Origin of the sequence: Nocardia sp. NPDC050413, from assembly GCF_040655475.1 — a bacterium.
Taxonomy (GTDB): Bacteria; Actinomycetota; Actinomycetes; order Mycobacteriales; family Mycobacteriaceae; genus Nocardia; species Nocardia coubleae.
This window is the reverse complement of the sequence record NZ_JBFAJZ010000005.1, coordinates 319,926-343,276: the sequence shown is the minus strand read 5'-3', so window position 1 is coordinate 343,276 and position 23,351 is coordinate 319,926. Positions and strand designations below refer to the sequence as shown.

Below are 23,351 nucleotides of genomic sequence, written 5' to 3'. Positions count from 1 at the left end.
CGGGTGGCGATGAGCGAGGACAAGACCGGGCGCAAGAATCCCGGATTCAGTGCGGTCGTCGACTGGCGACTGGCCGCGAGGACCGGGGCGCTGCTCGCGCCACCGGGACCACGCACCTCGCGCGAGACCGCCGAACAGGTCGTCGCCGAACTGGCCTCGGCCTCGATCCTCGCCGAGATGCCGGTGCGCGAGGTGAGCGGGCTGCTCGACGACCGGCCGGTACCCGAGGCGCGGATCGTCGACCGGCCCGGCTGGATCGCGGCGGCCGCCGACTCGATGTCGGTGCTCACCGGCACCGGCGCGGGCAAAGGCCCGTTCGCGGGGAAACCGGCGGGCGTGCAGGCCGGGACCATGCTGGCGTTCCTGTCCACCGCGATCCTCGGCCAATACGACCCGTTCACCGGTGCGGACGGCACCTTGCTGCTGGTCGCGCCCAATATTCTCGGCGTCGAACGTGCCCTCGGGGTGGACTCCAGCGATTTCCGGCTGTGGGTGTGCCTGCACGAGGTGACCCACCGGGTGCAGTTCTCCTCGGCGCCCTGGCTCGCGGACTACATGCGCACCAATGTCGACATCCTGAGCGAGGTCGGCGAGGAACCGATGAGCGAGATGCTCACCCGGCTCGTCGGCGAACTGCGCGCCCGCCGCAACGGTGACCTCGCCGACGACCCGAACGCCAAGGGCATCGTCGGCCTGCTGCGCGCGGCCCAGGCACCACCTCAGCGCGAGGCACTCGACCGGCTGCTCATGCTCGGCACCCTGCTCGAAGGGCACGCCGACCACGTGATGGACGCCGTCGGCCCCTCGGTGGTGCCGAGCGTGGCCCACATCCGCGCCGCGTTCGATCGGCGCAGGCAGAAGCCGTCCAACCCGATCCAGCGGATCCTGCGGGCGCTGCTCGGCGTGGACGCCAAGGTGGCGCAATACGTGCGGGGCAAGAAGTTCGTCGACGCGGTGGTCGAGCGGGTGGGCGTCACGGAGTTCAACACGATCTGGACGAACGCGGACACGCTGCCTCGGCTGGACGAGGTCGATTCGCCGCAACGGTGGATCGACCGGGTGCTGTAGAGGTCCGCGTGTCGGCGGATTCGCGCATGGCCGCCCAGGCTCGCCGACCGGATGACGCCTTGCGAGTCGTCGGTTCGGTGACGGCTCAACTGAGCTCGCGGTCGTCGGCGGCCGAGGTGCCGGCATCAGCCTGCGGCTGAGTAGCCTGCCGGTATGACTTACGCGACCGGCAGCGGCACCGGGTCGTGTCGCCGGGATGGTGGCGCCGGGTTGGTACAGCCACGGGCTGGTCGATGACGGCGCCGAAGCTGCCCGAGACCCCGGCTGTGCTCGTTGTGCGGCGGGCGTTGCGGGAGTGGGTCCTCGCCCACGGCGGGCAGGGGCCGGTCGTTGTCGCGTTGTCCGGGGGCGCCGATTCGCTGGCGCTGGTCGCGGCTGCCGTGGTCGAGACCGGGCCGGTGACCGCGGTGGTTGTGGATCACCGGCTGCAGGACGGATCGGCCGAGGTTGCCCGGCGGGCGGCCGACCAGGCGCTGGCGCTCGGGTGCGCTCAGGCCAGGATCGTCGCGGTCGAGGTGGGGCGTGCGGGGGGGATGGAGGCGGCCGCGCGCAGCGCTCGATACGCGGCACTGGAATCGGTGCGCGACGGGCGCCCGGTGCTGCTCGGACACACCCTCGACGATCAGGCCGAAACGGTGTTGCTCGGGTTGGCGCGCGGGTCGGGCGGGCGGTCCATTCAGGGGATGGCGTCGTGGATCGAGCCGTGGGGGCGGCCGTTGCTCGGGGTGCGGCGGGCCCAGACCGAGCAGGTGTGTGCCGACCTGGGGATCGAGGCGTGGCGGGATCCGCATAACGACGACCCGGCCTACACGCGAGTGCGGGTGCGCAACGAGGTGCTGCCGCTGCTCAAGGACGTGCTCGGCGGCGGCGTCGCGCAGGCATTGGCTCGCACCGCCGACCAGCTGCGCGCCGACGGTGCTGTCCTCGACGACCTCGCGCGCGAACTCCTGAATGCCGCCCGAATGCCTGCCGGTCGACGCCGAGCTGTGCTCGGCGAGACCCGGCCGCCGACCGCCGAAGGGTCGTCGTCGGCTCGGCCCGCTGGTGGCGCCGACAACACCGATCGGTCCGCCCTCGCGATCGAGATTCTGACCACTGCACCGGCGGCCCTGCGTCGCCGAGCGGTTCGTGCCTGGCTGACCGAACAGGGCGTCAGCGGCCTGATGAACACCCACTTACAGGCGATCGACGAGCTGGTGGGCAACTGGCGCGGTCAAGGTGGGGTGGCGATCGGGGGCGGGAGCAGGGCCCACCGGTTGGTCGTGGTGCGCGAACATGGCACGCTGACCGTGCGCGCCCAGCCGCGTTTCGATGCCACATAATGGATCGGTCGAGCCGGGACCGACACCACGAAGGGATACCCACTTCCGTGTACGGAGACGACATCGCGTCGGTGCTGATCACCGAAGACGAGATCAAGGCAAAGATCGAAGAGCTCGCCGAACTCGTCGCCAAGCGGTACCCGCCGGATTCTCCCGAAGGCGACCTGCTGCTGATCTGCGTCCTCAAGGGCGCGATCTTCTTCGTGACCGACTTCGCCAGGGCCCTGCCCATCCCCACCCAGCTCGAATTCATGGCCGTGTCGTCCTACGGGTCGTCCACCTCGTCCTCGGGCGTCGTGCGCATCATGAAGGACCTGGACAAGGACATCGCGGGCCGCAACGTCCTCATCGTCGAGGACATCATCGACTCGGGCCTGACCCTGTCGTGGCTCAAGCGCAACCTGGCCACCCGCAACCCGGCCTCGCTGGAAGTGGTGACCCTGCTGCGCAAGCCCGACGCCTTACGCACCCCCGTCGACGTGGCCCACGTCGGCTTCGACATCCCCAACGAGTTCGTCGTCGGCTACGGCCTCGACTACGCCGAGCGCTACCGCGACCTGCCCTACATCGGCACCCTGAACCCCGCCGTCTACTCCTGAGCCGAGCCCACCCGCAGTAGCGCGCGGATATCGGTCTCGATCACCCGGAACACCAGCAGCGCCCCGACGAAGCCGAGCACCCCGCCCGCGCACACCGTGCGCAGCGGGGTGAGCGTCGCGAGCAGGTCGTCGACCGGCAGGAATGTCGCGCCCGCGATGGTGAGCAGCGGAATCGACGCGGCCAGCACCAGGTACCGGTGGCAGCGGGCGCGCAGGCCCGACAGCGCCGCGTGGTCGGCGCGCAGGTCTTGGCCGTGGTGTAGGAGCAGGGGATACACGCAGCGCACCAGGTACAGGGTGATGAGGAAGAACGGGTAGGTCATCGCGACCGCGGCGCACAGGCAGGCGACCAGCAGCAGGTGGATCGCGGTGCGCATCGGCGGGTCGTCGACCAGGTTCAACGTGATCGCCAACCCGGCCGAGCCCGCGATCCACAGGACGAAGGCCACGGCCACGGCCCAGTCGGCCAGGCGCAGGCAATCGCGGCCGGTGCGCGCGAGCACGGCCGGCTCGCACGGTCTGCCCGCGCGCAGTCGGCGGGGCACGGTGAGCAGCCGTCTGCCCAGATAGATCATGGTGGCGGCGCCAGCGGTGAAGAAGACCGCGTTCATGGTGATCGCGTAGGTCCGCCGGATGGGTTGGACCGCGGGGTCGAGTCCGTGGAGCAGGGACATGTTGAGTCCCCGGTTGTAGTAGGACGCCAGCAGATTCGGGATGAGGATCGCTAGTGCGAGTACGGGAAAAAGATACGGCTGCAAGCGGTTTCGCCAGCTGCGTAGTGGGGGGTCGACGAGTTCGCGGGCGTGGGGGTCGAGGCAGAGGTCGAACTGCGCGACCAGGAGGTCGGCGTCCGACCAGCGATTCTCGCGTTCGGGCGACAGACAGGTGAGCAGAATCCGGCGTAACGCGGCCGGGCAATCGGCGGGCAGCTCACCGACCACCGCACCGTGACGGCGGTCGAGCGCCGCGGCCGGGTCGTCGTTGACGTCATCGAAAGGCTTTGTCCCCGTGAGCAGTTCCCACAGCAACACCCCGAGGGAGAAGATGTCGGCGCGGGTGTCGAGGTCGGCGGGATCGCGCCCGAAATAGCATGCCTCGAGCTGCTCGGGTGACATGTATGCCAGCGAGCCACCGAAGTAGGACGCGGCGGACACCTCGGTGGCCGAGCGGCTGAAACTGATGTTGAAATCGGCCAGCTTCGGCACGCCTTCGGCGCTGAGCAGCACGTTGGCAGGCTTCACATCGCGATGCAGCACGCCACGTGCGGCGGCGTAGCTCAGCGCGGCCGCGAGGCGGCTGCCCAGCCACGCGACGGTCTCGGGCCAGGTCAGTGCGGCGATCTCGCCGCGCACCGCCGAGTCGGCCGGGCGGATCTCACCCTTTTCCTCCATGGCGGCGTCGACGGCGTCGAGCAGCAGGGCGCTGGTGCGTTCGGCGGGTGGGGTTGCGCGCACCCAGCGCAGTACGCCGAGCAGGGTGCCGCCGGGCAGGAACTGCATGTACAGCAGGCGAAGCGGGGTCGAGCCGTCGATGACCTGCTGGTCGAAGACGCGCACGATGTAGTCGTGGTCGAGTTGGGCAAGCGTCTGCGGTTCGATGCCGCTGTCGGCGGACACCTTCACCGCCACCAGCCGCTGCATCGACCGCTGCCTGGCCAGGAACACCCGCGCGAACGCGCCCGCGCCCAATTCGGTGAGCAATTCGAAATCACCGAGCCGCGTGCCCACCTCGATCCGGTCGAGCGCACGGCAATCGGCCGGATGCATGGTCGTGCTGTGGACAGGCGAGGGCCGGGTCGCCTCCGCGGTGCGGGTGGAGCTCACTGTTTGGCATACGCACGCGGGGACGTGATGGTTCAGCTGACCACCCGTTCCAGTGCCCGCAGGTCGGCCTCGAGTGCGCGGAACAGCAGGTACGAGCCGATGAAGGCGATGATGCCGCCCACGCACAGCACCCGGACCGCGACGATCACCGAGGGGATGTCGGCGGGCGGCAGGAAGGTCAGCCCGGCCACCGCGAGCAGCGGCACCGAGGCGGCCACGGCCAGATACCAGGTGCAGCGGCGGCTCAACCCGCGCAGCCAGGCGCTGTCGTCGGCGCTGATCTCGCCGTGGCGCAGGAACACCGGGTAGAGGCAGCGGATCAGGTAGAACGTGACGAGGAAGAACGGATACGCCACCGCGATAGCCCCGCACACCAGCAGCGATGCGAGGAAGTGCACCACCGCCCGCCCGGGCACATTGCCGGTGGCCAGTTGCAGCGCGATGGGGAAGGTGACGCCGGCCAGCGCCCACAGGGAGAAGGCGACGACGACGGCTTGGTCGCCGAAGCGCACGGTGTCGTGTCTGGCCCGGCGCAGGGTGGCCGGGTCGTAGCGTCTGCCCTTGCGTAATCCGCCGGGCACACCCAACAGGAAACGGGCCAGATAGATCAGCAGCGCCGCGCCCGCGGGGAAGAACACCAGGTTCACGCCGGCCGTGATGATGATGAACGTCTGCTGCGCCGTCTCGCCGAGCCGGCTCACCACCAGCGTCTGGTTGTGCTGGATGTTGTACCAGGAGGCGAGGGCGTTGGGGATGCCGATGGCCAGCACCAGAACCAGCAGCGGCCAGCGCCGCAACCGGATCCGCCAGCTGTTCGGCGGCGGGTCGACCAGGTCGCGAGCGCGTTCGTCCAGGCACAGGTCGAACTGTTTGGCCAGCGTCGCGCCGTCGGCCCAGCGGCCCGCCCGATCGGGCGCCAGACAGGTGAGCAGGACGCGGCGCAGCGCCGACGGGCAGTTCGGCGGCACCCGGTCCATCGCGGCCGGGTCGACGCCGGAACTGCGCCGCTCGAGCATGGCCTCGAGGGTGGTCTCGTCGCCTCGGCCCTCGGCTTCGGCGGTGGAGTCATCGAACGGTTTCGCCCCGGTGAGCAGCTCCCACAGCACCACGCCGAGGGAGTAGATGTCGGCGCGGGTATCGAGGTCGGCGGCGCTGCGGCCGCGCCCGGGATGACAGGCCTCCAGCTGCTCCGGCGACATGTACGACAGCGACCCGCCGAAGTAGGCGACCGGACTCGTGCCCTCGACCGACCGGCTGAAACTGATGTTGAAATCGGCCAGCTTGGGCACGCCCTCGGCCGTGAGCAGCACATTCGCCGGTTTCACGTCGCGGTGCAGCACACCGTGCGCGGCGGCGTAGTCGAGCGCCTCGGCCAGCCTGCGCCCCAACCAGGCGACGGTCTCGGGCCAGCTCAGGGCGGCGATCTCGGCGCGCACACTGGAATCGGTCGGGCGGATCTCGCCCTTCTCCTCCATCGCCGCGTCGACCGCCTCGAGCAGCAGTCTTCCGCTCCGCTCGGCGGGCGCGGTCGCGCGAACCCAGCGCAACAGGCCGAGCAGCGTGCCGCCCGGCAGGAACTGCATGTACAGCAGCCGCAACCGGCGCGCGCCCGTTGGCTCGGGATCCGCGTCGAGCAACTGCTGATCGAACACGCGGACGATGTAGTCGTGGTCGAGTTGGGCGAGCGTCTGCGGTTCCGTGCCGCGATCGGCGGAGATCTTCACCGCGACCAGCCGCTGCATCGACCGCTGCCGCGCCAGGAACACCCGCGCGAACGCACCCGTCCCCAGTCCCGTGAGCAACTCGAAGTCGCCGATCCGCTGACCGATCTCGATCCGGTCGAGCGCGACGAACGCACCGGGCACCGAATCGGGTGCCGTGGCGGCCGAGGTCGCTGTCGCGGCCGCGGTCGCTGTCGCGGTGAGGTCGAAGTTCGGCACCTGAGTACTACGGGTCCGCTCGGGTGGCTGGTTCACCGTCGCGTCGGGGTCGACGGCGCGGTGGGTGCTCTGGTCCAGGTCGTCGGCGTTGAGCAGGGCGCGCAGACTGGGGGCCTGGTGCGGGTATTCGCGCAGGCAGTCGCGCGGGTCGACCCGCTCACCGCTGTGCCTGCGGATCACGAACTCCTCGAAGACCAACCCGGCGGGTAGCGCCTCGGGCTCGAGTTCGGGAAACTCCGCGCAGTACTCGGTGAGCCGTTTGCGGGCGATGGTTTCGGCGGCGTGATGCAACCACCGCTGACGCAGATCCACCCGGATCAACTCGTGCAACGCCTGCCTGCGCAACGTGCGCGCATCGGGGAGGAATTCGGCGATATCGGGCGGTTCGCCGTCGACCGTGCCCCAGGCGGCGGCGAATGCCTCGACCATGTCGGCGCGCACGTTCAGATACCGACCGGTACTCGCGTCGGGTTGTTCACCGCTTGCGGTGCTATCACTCATCAGCCGACCTAAGGTTCGCGCGGATCGGTACGAATTTCCTTCCGCCACACCCGACGTCATCGTGCCCCGAGCCGTACCCGAAATGATAACTTGCGCCTGGAGAGCTGATCACCCGATTTTCGACGACCATGCGACGGGGGCGAATCCGCACATGCACGATGACCTCACAGCGGTAGCATGGGAGTCCGTCGACGACGACGGCGTGACGGACGCTGAGGTGGCGATGAACTCCTCCCACCAACCCGCCGACGACTTCCCGATCGGCGGCCCGGCCGCAGCCCTGGCCGCGCGGGTGCGAGCGGGCACGATCACGCCCGCCGACGCCGTCGCCGACGCGCTCACCCGCATCTCGTCGGAGAACCACAAGATCAACGCCTTCACCGTCGTGCGGTCCGAGCAGGCGCGCGCGGAGGCACTCGAACTCACCGCGCGACCCGACCTGGACGAGCTGCCGTTGGCCGGGGTTCCGGTCGCGGTGAAGCAGAACATCGCTGTCGCGGGGGAGCCGACCACGGCCGGTTCGGCCGCCACGTCCGCCGCGGCGGAACCGGCCGATCACCCGGTGGTCGCGAGACTGCGGGCGGCGGGTGCGATCGTCGTCGGGCTGACCGCGATGCCCGAGCTCGGCCTGTGGGCCAACACCGACGCCGACGGGCGCGTCACCCGCAACCCGCGCGATGTGGGCCGCACGCCGGGTGGTTCCTCCGGCGGCGCGGCCGCGGCCGTCGCGGCGGGCCTGGTTGCCATCGCGCACGGCAACGACGGGCTCGGCTCGATCCGGGTGCCCGCCGCCGCCTGCGGTGTCTTCGGCATCAAACCAGGTCGCGACGTGGTTCCCGCCGGGATCGGCGCCGACTCCTGGTCGGGCATGGCGGAGAACGGCATCCTCGCGACCACCGTCTCCGACGCCGCCCTCGCCCTCTCGGTCCTGGCCGACCGCAGCGATCTGGCCGACCTACGGCCGCCGCATCGACTACGTATCGGACTGGCCGTGGCTCCGCCGTCGCGACTGGTCCGGGTCGATCGGCACTGGACGGCGGCGGCGCGCACCGCGGGTGCGCGCGCGGCAGCGGCCGGGCACCTCGTGGAGCCCGTCGAACTGCCCTACGGCGACGCGGCACTGGCGATGCTGCTGCGCTGGCCCACAGCGGGATTGGCCGACGCCGAGCGACTGGCCGATCCCGAGCGGCTGCAACCACGCACCCGCAGGCACCTGGCCCTCGGCCGGCTCATCCGCCGCCTGCGCCTGGTCCGGCCGAGCCAGGCCGACCGGGCCGAAGCCAGGCTGCTCGACTTCTTCGAGAACTTCGACGTGGTGATCACCCCGACGCTGGCCGCCCCGCCGCCCAAGGCGCGGCAGTGGAGCAGGCGCGGCTGGGCGGCCAACGTCGCGTCCTCGGTGCGCTACGCACCGTTCACCGGCGTGTGGAATCTGGTCGGCTGGCCTGCCGCGTCACTGCCGATGGGCATCCATCCCGAGGCGCACACCCCGCTCGCCGCGCAATTGGCAGGCCCACCCGGCACCGAGGCGACCCTGCTCGGCCTGGCCGCCCAAATCGAACTGACGAACTAGACCGCGATCGGCTGCGGTGCCTGCGCGGGCTCGGAGAAACCACCGTCGACAGCGCGACCGGCGAATTCCAGAATCGTCGGACGGGTGTCGTCGGCGCGCCAGGCGACGGCCAGCTCGCACGGCGAAAGGCCGGCGACCGGTCGCGCGGTGAGACCGGGCCAGCGGTACATCGGCACATTGTTTTCGGCCAGCAGGCACACCCCGAGGCCGAGGCTCACCGCCTCGAGCTTGTCCTCGGGGGTGGCGGCTTCGGCGCCGATTTTGGCCGCGCGACCACCGCGCGCGTCGTTGCCGAGCCAGAAATCGCGCACCGCACCGGCTTCGGTCGGCAGGGCGACGAACGGCTCGTCGAGCAGATCGGCGAAGTCGATGGTGTCGCGCTCGGCCAGCGCGTGGTTCTCCGGCAGCAACACCCAGCGCGGCTCGGTGCGCAGCACCTGCCAGCGGTAGCGGTTGGGGTCGGGCAGCGGCAACCACACCAGGGCCAGGTCGGCCTGGCGGCCCGCGAGGCCGCTCGACGGGTCGTTCCAGGACGCCGCGTGCAGCGCCAGGCGGTGTCCGCTCGCGCTTTCCAGATCGTTGAGCAGGCCGCGACCCAGCGCGGACTGGATGCCGACGCGCAGCACCTCGCCTGCTTCCTGGAGGGACACGTTGGTCACCTCCCACAGCTCGAGGATCTTGCGGGCGCCCTCGAGCAGTTCCTTACCGGCGACGGTGAGGGCGACGCTGCGCTGATTGCGGTCGAACAGGACCACGTCGAGCTGGCGTTCGAGCTGGCGGATCTGGCGGGAAAGCGTCGGCTGGGCGATATGCAGCCGCTGAGCGGCGTTGGTGAAATGCAGTTCCTCAGCGACGGCGACGAAATACCGCAGATCGCGCAAATGCGGGTCCATAGCACCTTGCTATCAGAATCGGTCGGGAAAATCTAGCCAAAACGGGCAGAGAAGTTCGCGAAAGCGGGTCAAAACAGTCACCAGGTCGGTATCTCACAGCATATGGCCTGGCATGGTGCATCGCACCACCGAGTCCGATCGAATTTCACCGACGATCGATGTGAGCGGCCTCATTGCGGCACCTGGGCGTTTGACCAGGGCAAATGCGTTGCTTTTCACAGCGGGATCGGCGCTTCGCGCGCTGTCGCGGGGCCTTGCGGAGGCTCGCTGACCACGCAGAACCGACAAATAGGTGACATTGATCACAATCAGGTTTGCGGAACCTACTTGCCACCCTTGAGGCGCCACACCTTGGCCAGATCCACTCGCCGCAGCCCACGCGCACCGGCCAACCGCATCGCCGCCACCGCCACGACGAGTTTGTTCATGTCGTAGGGGAACCAGAACAATTCCTTGGACATGGTCGGCAGCTTCGGCGCCGTGATCGCCTGGGCACGACAGTACTTCCGGATTCCGGCCGCGCCACCCCAGCGCGCGCCGACGCCGGACTGACCCCAGCCGCCCATCGGCATGGCGAAATTGAACAGGTTGGCGAACACGTCGTTGATGTTCACCGCGCCCGCGTTCAGCCGCCGCGCCACGCGTTCGCCACGCGCCTTGTCGCCCGTCCACACCGACGCCGACAGGCCGTAGATCGAATCGTTGGCGAGCCGCACCGCCTCGTCCTCGTCGGCCACCTTCATCACCGGAAGGGTCGGACCGAAGGTCTCCTCGGCGACACACGACATCGAATGATCGACGTCCACAAGCACTGTCGGCTCGAAGAAGGTGCCGACGCCGGTCGGTTTACCGCCGGTGGTCACCCGTGCGCCCGCCGCGACGGCCTCGTTCACGTGACGTTCCACGATGCGCAGCTGGTTCTCGTTGGCCAGCGCGCCGACGTCGTTGCGGGACTCACGGTCGTCGGCGCCCTGGCGCAGCGCCGCGACGGCCGCGGTCAGCTTCTCGACGAATTCGTCGTAGACCGGTGCCTCGACATACACCCGCTCCACCGAAATACACACCTGACCGGCGTTGAACATGCCGCCGAAGGCGATGCCGTGCGCCGCGCGGTCCAGGTCGGCGTCGGCCAGGACGATCGCCGGGTCCTTGCCGCCGAGCTCGAGGCTGTAGGGCACCATGCGGTCGGCGCAGGCCTGCGCGATCTTGCGGCCGGTCGCGGTGGAGCCGGTGAACTGGACGTAATCGGCGTTGTCGACCACGGCCGCTCCGGTCGCGCCCGCGCCGGTCACCACCTTGAACACCGGCGGCGCGCCGATCTCGGCCCAGCCGCGCGCCAGCTCGACCGCGGACAGCGGTGTCACCTCGGACGGCTTGAGAATCACGGCAGCGCCGGCGGCCAGCGCGGGGAACACGTCGATCGCGGGCATCGCGAGCGGGAAGTTCCACGGCGTGATGACCCCGACCACCTGATACGGCCGATAGGTGACGGTGAGGGCCTTGACCCTGGCCAGCGGGCTGTGCGGCGACGGGTGATCGTCGCCGAGGAACTTGGCGGCCCGGCGCGCGTAATAGCCGGCCAGATCGACCGCGAAGGCCGGGTCGATCAATGCGTCGACGCGCGGTTTGGCGGTCTCGGACTGCAGCACGTCGGCCAGGTGTTCGGTGTTGTCGATCAACCAGTCCTGCAGCTTCAGCAGCCACTCCTTGCGCCCGTTCGGCCCGATGGCCTCCCATTCGGGCTGGTAGAGGCGCAGTTCGCGGACGGCGGCCGCGACGTCGTCCGGGTCGGTGACGGGCACCGTTCCCACGGATTCGCCCGTTGCCGGGTTGCGGACGTCGATCACCTGGTCGATGTGTGTCACGGTTGTGCTCCCCACTGCGTTGTGTGAATCACAACCAGCCTGGCACGGTCGCGCCCGTACGTCACGGGTTATCGGCGCACCGGTTACCCGGTGCGCGCGAATCTTCCTCGGGTCTAGCCGGTCTCGGACACCTCGGCATCGCGTGCCGCGATCCGGCGCAACGGGGGTTCCGTCGGCGGCGGCACGCGGCGGTCGGGGAGCTCGGCGAGCAGGGTGGTCGTGGCCGCGGCTATGGCGGCGACGGCCTTGTCGACCGCGGGTTTGGTGGTGCTGCTCAGCCCGGAGATGCCGCCGACTTTGCGCACATATTGCAAGGCGGCAGCGTAGATCTCCTGCTCGGTGGCGGCAGGCTCCAGACCACGCAAGACGGTGATATTTCTACACATGACAGAACAATAGACCTGTGGGGCACATCACTGCAGGACAAGAAGACACTAGACTCGGCCGCATGCCTGCTCGGGGAGTACCAGCGCTGACCACCTTTCCCTACCCGGAACTCGACGAGCGCGAGGAAGACCACTGGTCGGGGGCGGGCGTCAGCGACGACGAGCTGCGCGCCCTGGCACTGGGTGCCTTCTATTCGACCCGGTGGGACGCCTTCCACGACGCCATACTGCTCGGTCCCGAACGCGAACACCCCCTCGGTGACCGGCGTGAACTCGCCATCGACACGCTCACCGGCGCGTGGGGAATCACCGACGGCAACGAGGCGCGCGCCTCGATGGAACAGCTCCTCGAGGGCATGCACGCGCCGCTGTACGCGCTGGTGCATCCGCTGGTGATGGCGTCCGTCAATGCCAGTGAACGCGACCGCTTCGGCGAACGCGCCGACCGGCACCGCGCCTTCCTGCGCCAGGTCGGTTCGTTCCGCGGGATGGACAACCCGGAGGCGCTGGTCCGCGACTACGACATCTGGGCACAGGCCATCAAGATCGGTTTCACCGAGCACCTGGCCCGCCCGCTGCCCAACGACATCCACGCCTGGGACCTGGCGCGCGTGGTCGCGGTGGCGCGGATGGCGTTCACGGCCGGGTATCTCGAGGCCGACGTGGCGTGGGAGTACGTCATGCGTGCGTTGCCGCCCGCCCAGCGCCGCTACCGCAACTGGCGCCAGTTCGGCGACGCCTATCTAGCGGGCTGGACCTACTGGCAGGCCACCGAGGATCTCGCCGAACTCAAGAACGGCGGCGTCGACCGGCGGATGGAACTGCTGCGGCTGTGGACCCGCCCGACCAGCCCGTGGCGACGCATCGAACTCAACGAGTCCGAACCCAAGACCGAGGCGCCCACCGAAGAGCCCAGCTGACCGAGCTACAGGCTGCGTAGGATCCCGCGGCCGTAGCGCTGGAACTGGGTGTCGTCGACCATGCCGAGTGAATGCCGCTCCACCAGCAGTTCCCATTCGCTGTAGAGCTGGGTGACGCCGGGATCGGCGGGCCCGGGCGCGCCGTCGGCCGCCTGCCTGCGCACGGCGAAGTTCACCGCGCAGGTCACGCGTTCGATGTCGGCCCGATCGACACCCGCGAAATGCAGGGTGCGATTGCCGTCGCTGACATCCATCCCCGAGCCGCCGTGCCTGGTGTCGATCTCACCGGGCGCGGCATGGCTCTCGACGGTCCTGGCGCCCAGAATCGCGGGAACGGGCAGCTCGTGGGCATAGCGATCGCCGCCGATGCCGATGAACAGCAGCCGGTCGGTCGTCGCCGCGAGCAGCCCGGCGCCCGAGCCGGCTGGCGGCGAGGCGATGGCGATCGCGGTCTCGAGCACGTATTCGTCGGAGGTGACGTACCGGTGCAGCGCGTTGATCGCCGAGCGGGCGTCCTTGCGCGGCGCCATCCGGCGCACGGCGCGGTCCACATCGGCGCGGACCGGCCCGGACTTGCCCCACTCGGGAGCGGGCGGGGTGAGATCGGGCGCGGCGATATCGATGCGCTGGGTGGCCATGATCTGGTCGTTGATCCGGTCGACGATGCCGAGCGCGGTCGGCACGTCGTGTTCGGCGATCAGCACCGGCAGCGGGGTGCGGTCGGCGGGCACACCGGTGAGCACGGCGGTGGGATAACGCAGGTAGATCTCGATCACCACCGCGTCGTCGGCGCGGCGGTTCAGCCGGACTTTGAGCAGGTCGGCGATGGGAACGTCGAGGACCCGTTCGCCGTCGGTACCCGGCCGGAGGACGGTGAGCCGCCCCTCGCCGTGGCGCAGAATCGCTGTGGGTGTTCGTAGCTCGACGATGTCCGTACCCCCTGCGCTGTAGTTGTGTCCTCGCCCACGATAAGACGGGCATGACATGATTGTGGCCACTTGCAACAACCCGGACGGGGTACTCGGGAACCTCTCCCGTTCCCCGGCCGTTTACCAGTGCAGCTGCACCAGCAGCCGAACTGCGCGATGTATCGACTAGACCGTACGCGGTAACGTGGCATGTCCGCATCCGAATCCCGCCGATCTCGACAGCTTCGCTAGGCACACCCCGGAGAAATAACCGGAAAGGACTGGGCCGTCCGGCCGACGCTCTATGAACCGCAAGACAGTGTTTCGCACCTTGGCGATCATCTCGGGCATCATGCTCATGATCTGGCTGTTCAGCTATCTCGGCGATGACACGCGCGGCTGGGAGAGTGTCGACACCTCCGTGGCGCTCAGTCAGCTGGAGAACAAGGAAAACGTCAAGAACGTCCAGATCGACGACAAGGAGCAGCAGCTCCGCGTCGAACTGAACAACGGCAACGACGCGACCAACAACAACGCCAAGATCGTCGCCAAGTACCCCGGCGGCGGTGAGACCTCCGCCAAGATCCTCGACGCGGTCCAGAAGTCGGGCGCGCCCTACGACACGGTGGTCAAGCAGGAGAGCTGGCTGTCGCAGCTGCTGCTGTTCATCGTGCCGATGGTGCTGCTGGTCGGCCTGTTCATCTTCGTGATGTCGCGCATGCAGGGCGGTGGTCGCGGAGGCATGATGGGCTTCGGTAAGTCCAAGGCCAAGCTGCTGTCCAAGGACATGCCCAAGACCACGTTCAAGGACGTGGCCGGTGCCGACGAGGCCGTCGAAGAGCTGTACGAGATCAAGGACTTCCTGCAGAATCCGGCCCGCTACCAGGCGCTCGGCGCGAAGATCCCGAAGGGCGTCCTGCTCTACGGCCCGCCCGGAACCGGTAAGACGCTGCTCGCGCGCGCGGTCGCGGGTGAGGCCGGGGTGCCGTTCTTCACCATCTCCGGTTCGGACTTCGTCGAGATGTTCGTCGGTGTCGGTGCCTCGCGTGTGCGCGACCTGTTCGAGCAGGCCAAGCAGAACAGTCCCTGCATCATCTTCGTCGACGAGATCGACGCGGTCGGCCGCCAGCGCGGCGCGGGCCTCGGCGGCGGTCACGACGAACGTGAGCAGACCCTCAACCAGCTGCTGGTCGAGATGGACGGCTTCGGCGACCGGTCCAACATCATCCTGATCGCGGCGACCAACCGCCCCGACATCCTCGATCCCGCGCTGCTTCGCCCCGGTCGTTTCGACCGGCAGATCCCGGTCGGCAACCCCGATCTGGCCGGTCGTCGCGCCATCCTTCGGGTGCACTCGGCGGGCAAGCCGATCGCGCAGGACGCCGACCTCGAGGGTCTGGCCAAGCGCACCGTCGGTATGTCGGGCGCCGATCTGGCCAACGTCATCAACGAGGCCGCTCTGCTCACCGCCCGCGAGAACGGGTCGGTCATCACCGGCGAATCGCTCGAGGAGTCGGTCGACCGGGTGATCGGTGGTCCGCGTCGCAAGAGCCGCATCATCAGCGAGCACGAGAAGAAGATCACCGCCTACCACGAGGGTGGGCACACGCTCGCCGCGTGGGCGATGCCCGATATCGAGCCGGTCTACAAGGTCACCATCCTGGCGCGCGGCCGCACCGGCGGTCACGCCATGACGGTGCCCGAGGACGACAAGGGCCTGATGACCCGCTCGGAGATGATCTCGCGACTGGTCTTCGCGATGGGTGGCCGCGCGGCCGAGGAACTGGTGTTCCACGAGCCGACCACCGGTGCGTCGTCGGATATCGACCAGGCAACCAAGATCGCGCGCGGCATGGTCACCGAGTACGGCATGAGCGCCCGCCTCGGCGCGGTGCGCTACGGCCAGGAGCAGGGCGACCCGTTCCTCGGCCGCTCGATGGGCGTGCAAGCCGACTACTCGCACGAGGTCGCCCGCGAGATCGACGAGGAGGTGCGCAACCTGATCGAGGCCGCGCACACCGAGGCGTGGTCGATCCTGAGCGAGTACCGCGAGCAGCTCGACGCGCTGGCCACGGCCCTGCTGGAACGCGAAACCCTGCACCGCAAGGACCTCGAGGAGGTCCTCGCCGGTGTCGAGAAGCGTCCGCGTATCACCGCGTTCAACGATTTCGGTGAGCGTCTGCCGTCGGACAAGCCGCCGGTGAAGACCCCGGGTGAGCTGGCGCTCGAGCGTGGTGAGCCCTGGCCGCCGGTGCAGCCCGCGCCGGTTCCGGTGCCCAACGGCGCCCCGCCGCAGCAGCCCAACGGCTACCCGGGCCAGCAGCCCTACGGTCAGCCCGCCCCGCCCGCCGCCGGATACCCGCTGCCCAACGCACCCACCCAGGCGTTCCCGCGTCCGACGGGCACGCACGGTTCCCGTCCGGACTACGGCGCCCCGGCCGGTTGGTCGGCGCCCGGCTGGCCGCCGCACGAGGAACAGCAGCAGCAGCCCCAGGGCCAGGGTGGTTGGTCACAGCCGCCGCAGCAGCAGGCCCCCCAGCACCAGCCGCGCCACGGCAGCGAGTTCCAGCCGTGGGGCGAGCAGCCGACCGCACCGCCGCAGCAGCCACCTGCGCGCGACGCGGACCCGGACACCAACGAATGGAACGGCCCGAACGGTCGTTGACCGCACCCGTCGCGCTCGCCCGGTCGGCCCGCCTGGAACTACACCAGGCGGCGCACCGATCGGGCGCACGCGTCGCCGATCGTGCGCGCGGCGAGCGAGACGGGTGCGGCGCCGCGTCCCGCGCGTGGTGACTGTCGGGTCTTTCCGGCCATGTGTGCCGCTCCCAGCAGGCATTGTGTGCCGCGCGCGAGGTCACGTGTCGCGGATGCGGGACCGCGGACACCAGGCCGAGCTGCTGCGGTCGGCCCCGCGCCAACTACGCTGGGATGTTCGAGCCGGATCGTTTCGGCTCTGGTCACCGTCCGAGTCGGGACGTTCCGGCTCTGGTGACCGCCCGCAGCCGGACAGACCCGGTAGCGGTACCGGATTGACCCGGAGGTGTGGAGAAGTTGTCGGCCAATAGGAAAGTCGCTGAGCCGGCCGGGAACGGTTCGGGGTTCGACCCGGCCGGTGAGCTCGGCGAGACGAGCCCGGCCCAGCTGACGGCGCTCGCGACAGGCCGCGCGTTCGACCAGCAGCGCGCCGAGAACGCGGTGCGTGAACTGCTGCTCGCGGTCGGTGAGGACCCCGATCGCCCCGGTCTGGTCGATACCCCGGCCCGGGTGGCCCGCGCCTACCGCGAGATGTTCGCCGGCCTCTACACCGAGCCCGACGAGGTGCTGGCCACCACCTTCGACGAGGGTCACCAGGAACTCGTGCTCGTGCGTGACATCCCCATGTTCTCCACCTGTGAGCATCACCTGGTGTCGTTCCACGGCGTCGCGCACGTCGGCTACATCCCCGGCCCGCACGGCCGGGTGACGGGCCTGTCGAAGCTGGCCCGCGTGGTCGACCTCTACGCCAAGCGCCCCCAGGTGCAGGAACGTCTCACCAGCCAGGTCGCCGACGCGGTGATGCGCAGGCTCGACCCGCGCGGCGCGATCGTGGTGATCGAGGCCGAGCATCTGTGCATGGCGATGCGCGGTATCCGCAAGCCCGGCGCAAGCACCACCACCTCGGCGGTGCGTGGCCTCTTACAGACCAATGCCGCCTCGCGATCCGAGGCGCTGGACCTGATCCTGCGCAAATGAATCAGCCCCTCGTGACCGCGCGGGGCGGCCGCTCATGTGTGGTCATGGGCGTGGTGAACGTGACCGCCGATTCGTTCTCCGACGGCGGTCGCTATCTCGATCCCGAACTCGCGATCGCGCACGGTGTCGCCCTGTACGAGGCGGGCGCCGACATCGTGGATGTGGGTGGTGAGTCCACCAGGCCCGGCGCCGACCGCGTCGACCCGGCCACGGAGGCCGCGCGGGTTGCGCCGGTGATCCGCGGGTTGGTCGCGGCGGGTGTGCCGACCAGCGTCGACACAATGCGCGCCGAGGTGGCCGAGGCGGCGCTGGCCGCCGGTGCCGCCGTCGTCAACGACGTGTCCGGCGGGCGGGCCGACCCGGACATGGTCCGTGTGGTCGCCGAGGCGGGCGTGCCGTGGATCCTCATGCACTGGCGTGCGGGCGCCGACTACCGCCACACCGGCCCGGCCGACCACTACGACGACGTGGTCGCCGAGGTGCGCGCCGAACTGCGCACCCAGGTGGACCTGGCCGTGGCCGCGGGCATCGCCGCCGACCGGCTGATCCTCGATCCGGGCCTGGGTTTCGCCAAGAACGCCGACCACAACTGGGCCCTGCTCGGTGCCCTTCCGGAGCTGGTCGCCGACGGCCTGCCCATCCTGATCGGCGCGTCCCGCAAACGTTTCCTCGGCGCCCTGCTCGCCGACGAATCCGGCCCGCGCCCGCCCGACGGACGTGAGGTCGCCACCGCGACCGTGTCGGCGCTCGCCGCGACCCACGGCGCCTGGGGCGTGCGCGTCCACGACGTGCGCGCTTCGCTGGACGCCGTCACCGTTGTCGATGCGTGGCAGCGCGCCACCGCCGCCCGAGGAGCCGCCCGATGAACTCACCGCTGCTGCCCCCGCCCGCCGACCGGCCCGCGTCCTCGCGCATAGAACTGCGCGGACTCACCGTGTTCGGCAGGCACGGCGTGTTCGATTTCGAGCGCCGCGACGGTCAGGAGTTCGTCGTCGACCTCACCGTGTGGGTCGATTTCGCGGCCGCCGCGGCCTCCGACGATCTGGCCGACACGGTCGACTACGGCGCCCTCGCCGAACGCGCCGTGCGCATCGTCGCCGGCCCGCCGCGCGATCTCATCGAAACGGTCGTCTCCGAGATCGCCGACGACGTGATGACCGACCCGCGGATCGAAGCGGTCGAAGCGGTGCTGCACAAGCCGTCGGCCCCGATCCCGCACACCTTCACCGATGTGCGCGTGGTGGCCACCCGCTACCGCACCGCGGTGCCGGAGCCGCGCCGATGACCCGTGCGGTGCTCTCGATCGGCGCCAATCTCGGCGACCGGCTCGCCAATCTGCGCAGCGTGCTCGACGCGCTGGGGGAGCGCACCCGCGCGGTGTCACCGGTGTACACCACGGCACCGTGGGGCGGGGTGGAGCAGGACGACTACCTGAATGCCGTTGTGGTGGCCGAGGATCCGTCGTTCGACGACTACGACTGGCTGCGTTTCGGGCAGCGGCTCGAGCAGGCGGCGGGCCGGGTGCGTGAGGTGCGCTGGGGCGCCAGGACGCTCGACGTCGACATCGTGCAGTGCGTCGACGGCGGCGAAGCCGTTGTGCGCGACAGCGATCCGACGCTGATCCTGCCCCACCCCGAGGCGCACCATCGGGCGTTCGTGCTGGTTCCGTGGCTGGACGTCGAGCCCGACGCCCGTCTGCACGTCGACGGCGCCCAGGTGCCCGTCGCCGACCTGCTCGCCGCCGTCGACCCCGCCGAACGCGCGGGTGTGATCCGCACCGACCTGGTCCTGCGCGAAGGCGCCCGCCCGTGCTGAAACCGACCCGGCTGCTCGACCTCGCCCTGAATGTCGTGCTGGCCGCGGCCATCGCCTGGACCGCGACCCGCTTCGCCTATTCGACCTTCCCGTCCATCTCGGTGCTCGCCGGCGCCTCGTTGCTGCCGGTGGCCGGGATCGAGGCGGCGCTCGGGTTCGTCGTCAAGAACCGGATCGCCGAGCAGCGCATCGGTGACGGACCGGGTGAACTGCATCCGATCAATGTGGCGCGAGCGGCCGCGCTGGCCAAGGCGTCGTTGCAGGTCGGTTCGCTGGCGGCGGGCGTGTGGCTCGGCTTCCTGCTGTGGGTCTTCCCACAGAGCGGCACGGTGACGGCGGCGGCCTCGGACTCACCGGGCGCGGTGGTCGGTCTGCTCGCCGGTTCCGCCCTGGTTGCTGCGGCTTTGTGGCTCGAGTATTGCTGCCGCGCGCCCGACGAACCACCGGACGAACCGGCAACCACCTAGCAACTTGCGAATGGAATCACCCCCGTTGTCGGTGTGCCGACCAGCTGTTTCCGGCTACCCTGGCCACCATGGTTTCACCCTCCCGTAGCACCACGCCCCGTCGACGGCGGGACGACGCGGGAAAGCTCTTCATCGGCGCCCTCCTTCTCCTCGGCCTGACAGCCAGTGTTTTCCTCGTCTTCAGCGACAATGTGCAATTCGTCCGGATCGGCCTGGTAGCGGCGCTGTGGGCGGCCGTGATCGGCGCCCTCGCGGCCACTCGTTACCGCAAGGACGCGGCCGTCGACAAGGCGAAGGTGCGAGATCTGCAGACGGTGTACGAGTTGCAGCTCGAGCGGGAGATCAACGCTCGCCGCGAATACGAGATGGGTGTCGAGGCGCGGGTGCGCGCCGAAGTGGGCGCCGACGCCTCGGAGATCGCGGCCCTGCGCGCCGAGCTCACGCTGCTGCGCCAGAACCTGCAGGTGCTGTTCGAGGGCGCGCTACCCGATGACCAGCCTGCCCTGCAGGCCGACGCGGTCCGCATCGACGCACTGCCGAGCGGCGGATCGGCCTACGCGGATTTCGACGCCTTCGACGAGGCGGAGCCCGAGATCGACGATAGCCACGAGGCTGCCGCCGCCGCGTGGTTCGGCCCGTGGCAGCAACCGCCCAGCGCCCTGAAGCCGGTTTTCATGCAGCCGGTGTCGGCCAATTTCGCCGACCCCTACGACGATCCGGTCACCGCCGAGACCTCCGCCGTGCAGCTCGACGAATACGCCGAGTCCCAGCAGTCGGCCCCCGAGCCCGAACCGGCCAAGTCGTCGTCGACCAAAACCCCGCCCCCGCGCCTGTCGGCCCCCCACACCCGCAAGGTCGACAACGAGGGCCGCCTCCTCGACCCCGAACCCTCGGCCCCCACGTCGAACGGCACGGACCAGTCATCGACCCCGGCACCCACCGCCACCGACCCGACGGCTGCTCCGGCACCCACCGGCTCCCTCACTCCCGAGCCCGCGACCGAACAGCCCGCCACGTCCGCCACCACCGAATCCGGCTTCGAAGCCCCCCCGAACTCCGGCCCGGCCCCCAACACCACCCCGGCCACCCCCACCGTCGGCACCAGCTCTCGCCGCCGCCGTCGCGCCGAATCCGAAGGCACCCGCCTCTCGGTAGCCGACATCATGGCCAACCTCCAATCGGAGTCCACCCGCACATAGCCGCACCAAGATCACCGTCCAGCGGGCCACCCACCCGAACCACACCGCTGAATCCGCCACGCACCCGCCCACTTCGGTGAGGACATGGGTAACTCACCGGGGACGGGCAACCGCAACCGCGCACATGGTCTGGCCGCCGACGCAAGTCTCTCCGCGCATAAGCCTGGCCTGAATTCTCGGGGAGGCGGGGCAGTGAGGACATGGGTAACTCACCGGGGACGGGCAACCGCAACCGCGCGCATGGTCTGGCCGCCGACGCACGTCACCCCGCCCCTGAGTCCGGCCTGAATTCCCGGAGAGGGGGGTGTGCTAGATCACGACGGGGGGCGTGGCGGGGCGGGCGTAGGGCCCGTTATTCTCGACCAGTACGTCTGGTACCCGCACAGCGGGACTGGAACGCAATCGAGAGGACAATGTTGACCTCGAGAAGTGTCGATTCTGATGGCGCGAACTCAGGTGTCGATCCAGCGCCCGCACGGCTGACGGTGGGAATCGTCTCGGCGGGACGGGTGGGTTCGGCGCTCGGTGTCGCGCTCGAGCGAGCCGGGCATGTGGTGTTCGGTGTCGCCGCGATTTCCGATGCCTCCGTGCACCGGGCGCGCACGCGGCTGCCCGATTCGCAGATCCTGCCGGTGGAGCAGGTGGCGCAGCGCAGCGAGTTGTTGCTGCTCGCGGTGCCCGATGCCGAGCTGGCCGGGTTGGTTCGTGGTCTGGCCTCGGCCGGTGTGGTTCGGCCGGGCACGATCGTCGCGCACACCTCCGGTGCCAATGGTGTCGGTGTGCTCGCCCCGCTCACCGAGCAGGGCGCCTTGGGCCTGGCGATTCATCCGGCGATGACCTTCACCGGTCACGACGAGGACATCGCCCGTCTCGCCAATGCCTGCTTCGGTATCACCGCCGCCGACGAGGTCGGTTACGCCATCGCCCAGGCGCTGGTGATCGAGATGGGCGGCGAGCCGGTGCGGATCGAGGAGGACCAGCGCACGCTGTATCACGCGGCCCTCGCGCACGGCAGCAATCACCTGGTCACGCTCATCGTCGACGCGGTTTCGGCGCTGCGCGAAGCGATGTCGGGCCCGGGGCTGCTCGGCCAGCCGGTGGTCGACGAGCAACCGGGTGGCCTGCCCGAACGCCTCATCGGCCCGCTGGTCTCCGCCGCCCTCGACAACGCGCTGCGCCGTGGTCAGGCCGCGCTCACCGGCCCGGTCGCCCGGGGCGACGTGGACGCGGTCGCCGCACACCTGAATGCCGTCGAGTCGTTCGACGAACGCCTGGCCGCGTCGTATCGCGCCATGTCGTTGCGCACGGCCGAACTCGCCAGGACCAATCCCGCTCTGCTCGAGCTGCTCGCCGAGAAAGGCCACTGATGGAATCCCGAGAAGTGCATCACCACCAGGGCGGCGCGCGGGCGACCGGTGCGTTCAAGCCCGGCGCGCTCACCGTGCACCACAGCCCCGAGGTGCTGTCCACGGTGGCCAAGGCGTTGCGCGGCGCGGGTCGCAGCATCGGTTTCGTGCCGACCATGGGCGCGCTGCACGAGGGCCACCTGCAGCTGGTTCGGCAGGCGCGGCTCACCAACCAGATCGTGATCGTGTCGATCTTCGTCAACCCGCTGCAGTTCGGTGCGGGCGAGGATCTCGACGCCTACCCGCGCACCCTCGACGCCGACCTCGCACTGCTCGCGGCCGAGGGCGTCGATCTGGTGTTCGCACCGTCGGCCAACGAGATGTACCCCGACGGCCCGCGCACCACCGTGCACCCGGGCCCGCTCGGCGCCGAGCTCGAAGGTGGCAGCAGGCCGACGCATTTCGCGGGCATGCTCACCGTCGTCGCGAAACTGCTGCAGCTCACCCACGCCTCGGAGGCGTATTTCGGGGAGAAGGACTACCAGCAGCTCACCTTGATCCGCCAGATGGTCCGCGACCTGAACTTCGACGTGAAGATCGTCGCCTACCCGACGGTCCGCGAACCCGACGGTCTCGCCCTGTCCTCGCGCAACCGCTATCTCGATGCGGCGCAACGGGAATCGGCGCTCGCCCTGTCGGCCGCACTGGCCGCGGGCAGGCACGCCGCGGGTCTCGGCCCCGAGGGTGTCCTCGCCGCCGCCCGCGCCGTCCTCGACTCGGCCGACGGTGTCGAGGTCGACTACCTCGAACTGCGCGACTCGCTCCTCGGCCCCGCCCCGGAATCGGGCAACGCCCGCCTGCTCGTCGCGGCCAAGGTCGGCAGCACCCGCCTGATCGACAACGCACCCCTTGTTCTCGGCGCCCAGCTCGACGGGCACCCCGACGCGAACTCCCTGCCTGCCCCGCAGGCGCACTGAGAAAGGCGAAGCCG

Annotated in this window: 20 protein-coding genes; 14 read left to right on the top strand and 6 right to left on the bottom strand. The window is 69.7% G+C overall.

Features of this window, described 5'->3' with window-relative positions; translation table 11 throughout:
• Positions 1 to 9: 9 nt before the first annotated feature.
• The 3 genes from AB0I19_RS16185 (at position 10) to hpt (ending at position 2,989) form a co-directional block, all read left to right on the top strand.
• Positions 10 to 1,068, top strand: a complete 1,059-nt coding sequence (locus tag AB0I19_RS16185) for a zinc-dependent metalloprotease (RefSeq protein ID WP_357149279.1) — start codon at positions 10 to 12, stop codon at positions 1,066 to 1,068.
• A 233-nt stretch (positions 1,069 to 1,301) separates the two neighbouring features.
• Positions 1,302 to 2,390: a tRNA lysidine(34) synthetase TilS gene (tilS, locus tag AB0I19_RS16180; protein WP_357149276.1), complete on the top strand. Its 1,089-nt coding sequence runs from the start codon at positions 1,302 to 1,304 to the stop codon at positions 2,388 to 2,390.
• Positions 2,391 to 2,437: 47 nt separating this feature from the next.
• Positions 2,438 to 2,989 carry a hypoxanthine phosphoribosyltransferase gene (gene hpt, locus AB0I19_RS16175; RefSeq protein WP_067495798.1) on the top strand — a complete coding sequence of 184 codons (552 nt, stop codon included), beginning with the start codon at positions 2,438 to 2,440 and terminating at the stop codon, positions 2,987 to 2,989.
• On the opposite strand, the gene AB0I19_RS16170 is transcribed toward hpt, so the two are convergent.
• Positions 2,980 to 4,755, bottom strand: a complete 1,776-nt coding sequence (locus AB0I19_RS16170) for a serine/threonine-protein kinase (RefSeq protein WP_357149273.1) — start codon at positions 4,753 to 4,755, stop codon at positions 2,980 to 2,982. The genes hpt and AB0I19_RS16170 overlap by 10 nt on opposite strands.
• Before the next feature lie 89 nt (positions 4,756 to 4,844).
• A complete protein-coding gene (locus tag AB0I19_RS16165; protein WP_357149270.1) occupies positions 4,845 to 7,253 on the bottom strand; it encodes a protein kinase in 2,409 nt (802 codons plus the stop codon).
• A gap of 223 nt (positions 7,254 to 7,476) precedes the next feature.
• On the opposite strand from AB0I19_RS16165, the gene AB0I19_RS16160 reads away from it, so the two are divergent.
• Positions 7,477 to 8,826, top strand: a complete 1,350-nt coding sequence (locus AB0I19_RS16160; RefSeq protein ID WP_357149400.1) for an amidase family protein — start codon at positions 7,477 to 7,479, stop codon at positions 8,824 to 8,826.
• On the opposite strand, the gene AB0I19_RS16155 is transcribed toward AB0I19_RS16160, so the two are convergent.
• From AB0I19_RS16155 to AB0I19_RS16145, 3 genes are all read right to left on the bottom strand, one after another.
• A complete protein-coding gene (locus AB0I19_RS16155; protein ID WP_067495793.1) occupies positions 8,823 to 9,719 on the bottom strand; it encodes a LysR substrate-binding domain-containing protein in 897 nt (298 codons plus the stop codon). The two genes, AB0I19_RS16160 and AB0I19_RS16155, sit on opposite strands and share 4 nt — an antisense overlap.
• A 323-nt stretch (positions 9,720 to 10,042) precedes the next feature.
• The gene (locus AB0I19_RS16150) at positions 10,043 to 11,584 is read right to left on the bottom strand and encodes an aldehyde dehydrogenase family protein (protein WP_357149268.1); all 1,542 of its coding nucleotides are present in this window, start codon (positions 11,582 to 11,584) and stop codon (positions 10,043 to 10,045) included.
• Between the two features lie 113 nt (positions 11,585 to 11,697).
• Positions 11,698 to 11,970, bottom strand: a complete 273-nt coding sequence (locus AB0I19_RS16145) for a DUF2277 domain-containing protein (RefSeq protein WP_067495790.1) — start codon at positions 11,968 to 11,970, stop codon at positions 11,698 to 11,700.
• Between the two features lie 62 nt (positions 11,971 to 12,032).
• Here AB0I19_RS16145 and AB0I19_RS16140 point away from each other — a divergent pair, with 62 nt between their 5' ends.
• The gene (locus AB0I19_RS16140) at positions 12,033 to 12,890 is read left to right on the top strand and encodes a DUF1266 domain-containing protein (protein ID WP_357149265.1); all 858 of its coding nucleotides are present in this window, start codon (positions 12,033 to 12,035) and stop codon (positions 12,888 to 12,890) included.
• A gap of 5 nt (positions 12,891 to 12,895) precedes the next feature.
• Here AB0I19_RS16140 and AB0I19_RS16135 read toward each other — a convergent pair whose 3' ends face one another.
• Positions 12,896 to 13,876, bottom strand: a complete 981-nt coding sequence (locus AB0I19_RS16135) for a hypothetical protein (protein WP_357149262.1) — start codon at positions 13,874 to 13,876, stop codon at positions 12,896 to 12,898.
• A 226-nt stretch (positions 13,877 to 14,102) separates the two neighbouring features.
• On the opposite strand from AB0I19_RS16135, the gene ftsH reads away from it, so the two are divergent.
• From ftsH to panC, 9 genes are all read left to right on the top strand, one after another.
• Complete coding sequence (ftsH, locus tag AB0I19_RS16130) at positions 14,103 to 16,463, top strand: ATP-dependent zinc metalloprotease FtsH (protein ID WP_357149260.1); 2,361 nt, start codon at positions 14,103 to 14,105, stop codon at positions 16,461 to 16,463.
• 479 nt (positions 16,464 to 16,942) lie between these two features.
• Entirely contained in the window at positions 16,943 to 17,533 is a 591-nt protein-coding gene (gene folE / locus AB0I19_RS16125; RefSeq protein ID WP_356984769.1) for a GTP cyclohydrolase I FolE, read from the top strand.
• The gene (gene folP / locus AB0I19_RS16120; protein ID WP_357149257.1) at positions 17,530 to 18,399 is read left to right on the top strand and encodes a dihydropteroate synthase; all 870 of its coding nucleotides are present in this window, start codon (positions 17,530 to 17,532) and stop codon (positions 18,397 to 18,399) included. Before folE ends, folP begins: the two co-directional genes overlap by 4 nt.
• On the top strand, positions 18,396 to 18,818 hold the full coding sequence (gene folB / locus AB0I19_RS16115; protein ID WP_067495891.1) for a dihydroneopterin aldolase: 423 nt from the start codon (positions 18,396 to 18,398) through the stop codon (positions 18,816 to 18,818). Before folP ends, folB begins: the two co-directional genes overlap by 4 nt.
• A complete protein-coding gene (folK, locus tag AB0I19_RS16110) occupies positions 18,815 to 19,348 on the top strand; it encodes a 2-amino-4-hydroxy-6-hydroxymethyldihydropteridine diphosphokinase (protein ID WP_357149254.1) in 534 nt (177 codons plus the stop codon). The genes folB and folK overlap by 4 nt, the downstream gene beginning before the upstream one ends.
• Positions 19,342 to 19,815, top strand: coding sequence for a DUF3180 domain-containing protein (locus tag AB0I19_RS16105; protein ID WP_067640545.1), 474 nt, complete (start codon positions 19,342 to 19,344; stop codon positions 19,813 to 19,815). Before folK ends, AB0I19_RS16105 begins: the two co-directional genes overlap by 7 nt.
• Positions 19,816 to 19,883: 68 nt before the next feature.
• Positions 19,884 to 21,014 carry a DUF6779 domain-containing protein gene (locus AB0I19_RS16100; protein WP_357149251.1) on the top strand — a complete coding sequence of 377 codons (1,131 nt, stop codon included), beginning with the start codon at positions 19,884 to 19,886 and terminating at the stop codon, positions 21,012 to 21,014.
• A gap of 413 nt (positions 21,015 to 21,427) precedes the next feature.
• Positions 21,428 to 22,381 (top strand): DUF2520 domain-containing protein, encoded by a 954-nt coding sequence (locus AB0I19_RS16095; protein ID WP_067495769.1) that lies wholly within the window; start codon positions 21,428 to 21,430, stop codon positions 22,379 to 22,381.
• Positions 22,381 to 23,337 carry a pantoate--beta-alanine ligase gene (gene panC / locus AB0I19_RS16090; RefSeq protein WP_357149248.1) on the top strand — a complete coding sequence of 319 codons (957 nt, stop codon included), beginning with the start codon at positions 22,381 to 22,383 and terminating at the stop codon, positions 23,335 to 23,337. Before AB0I19_RS16095 ends, panC begins: the two co-directional genes overlap by 1 nt.
• Positions 23,338 to 23,351 lie beyond the last annotated feature (14 nt).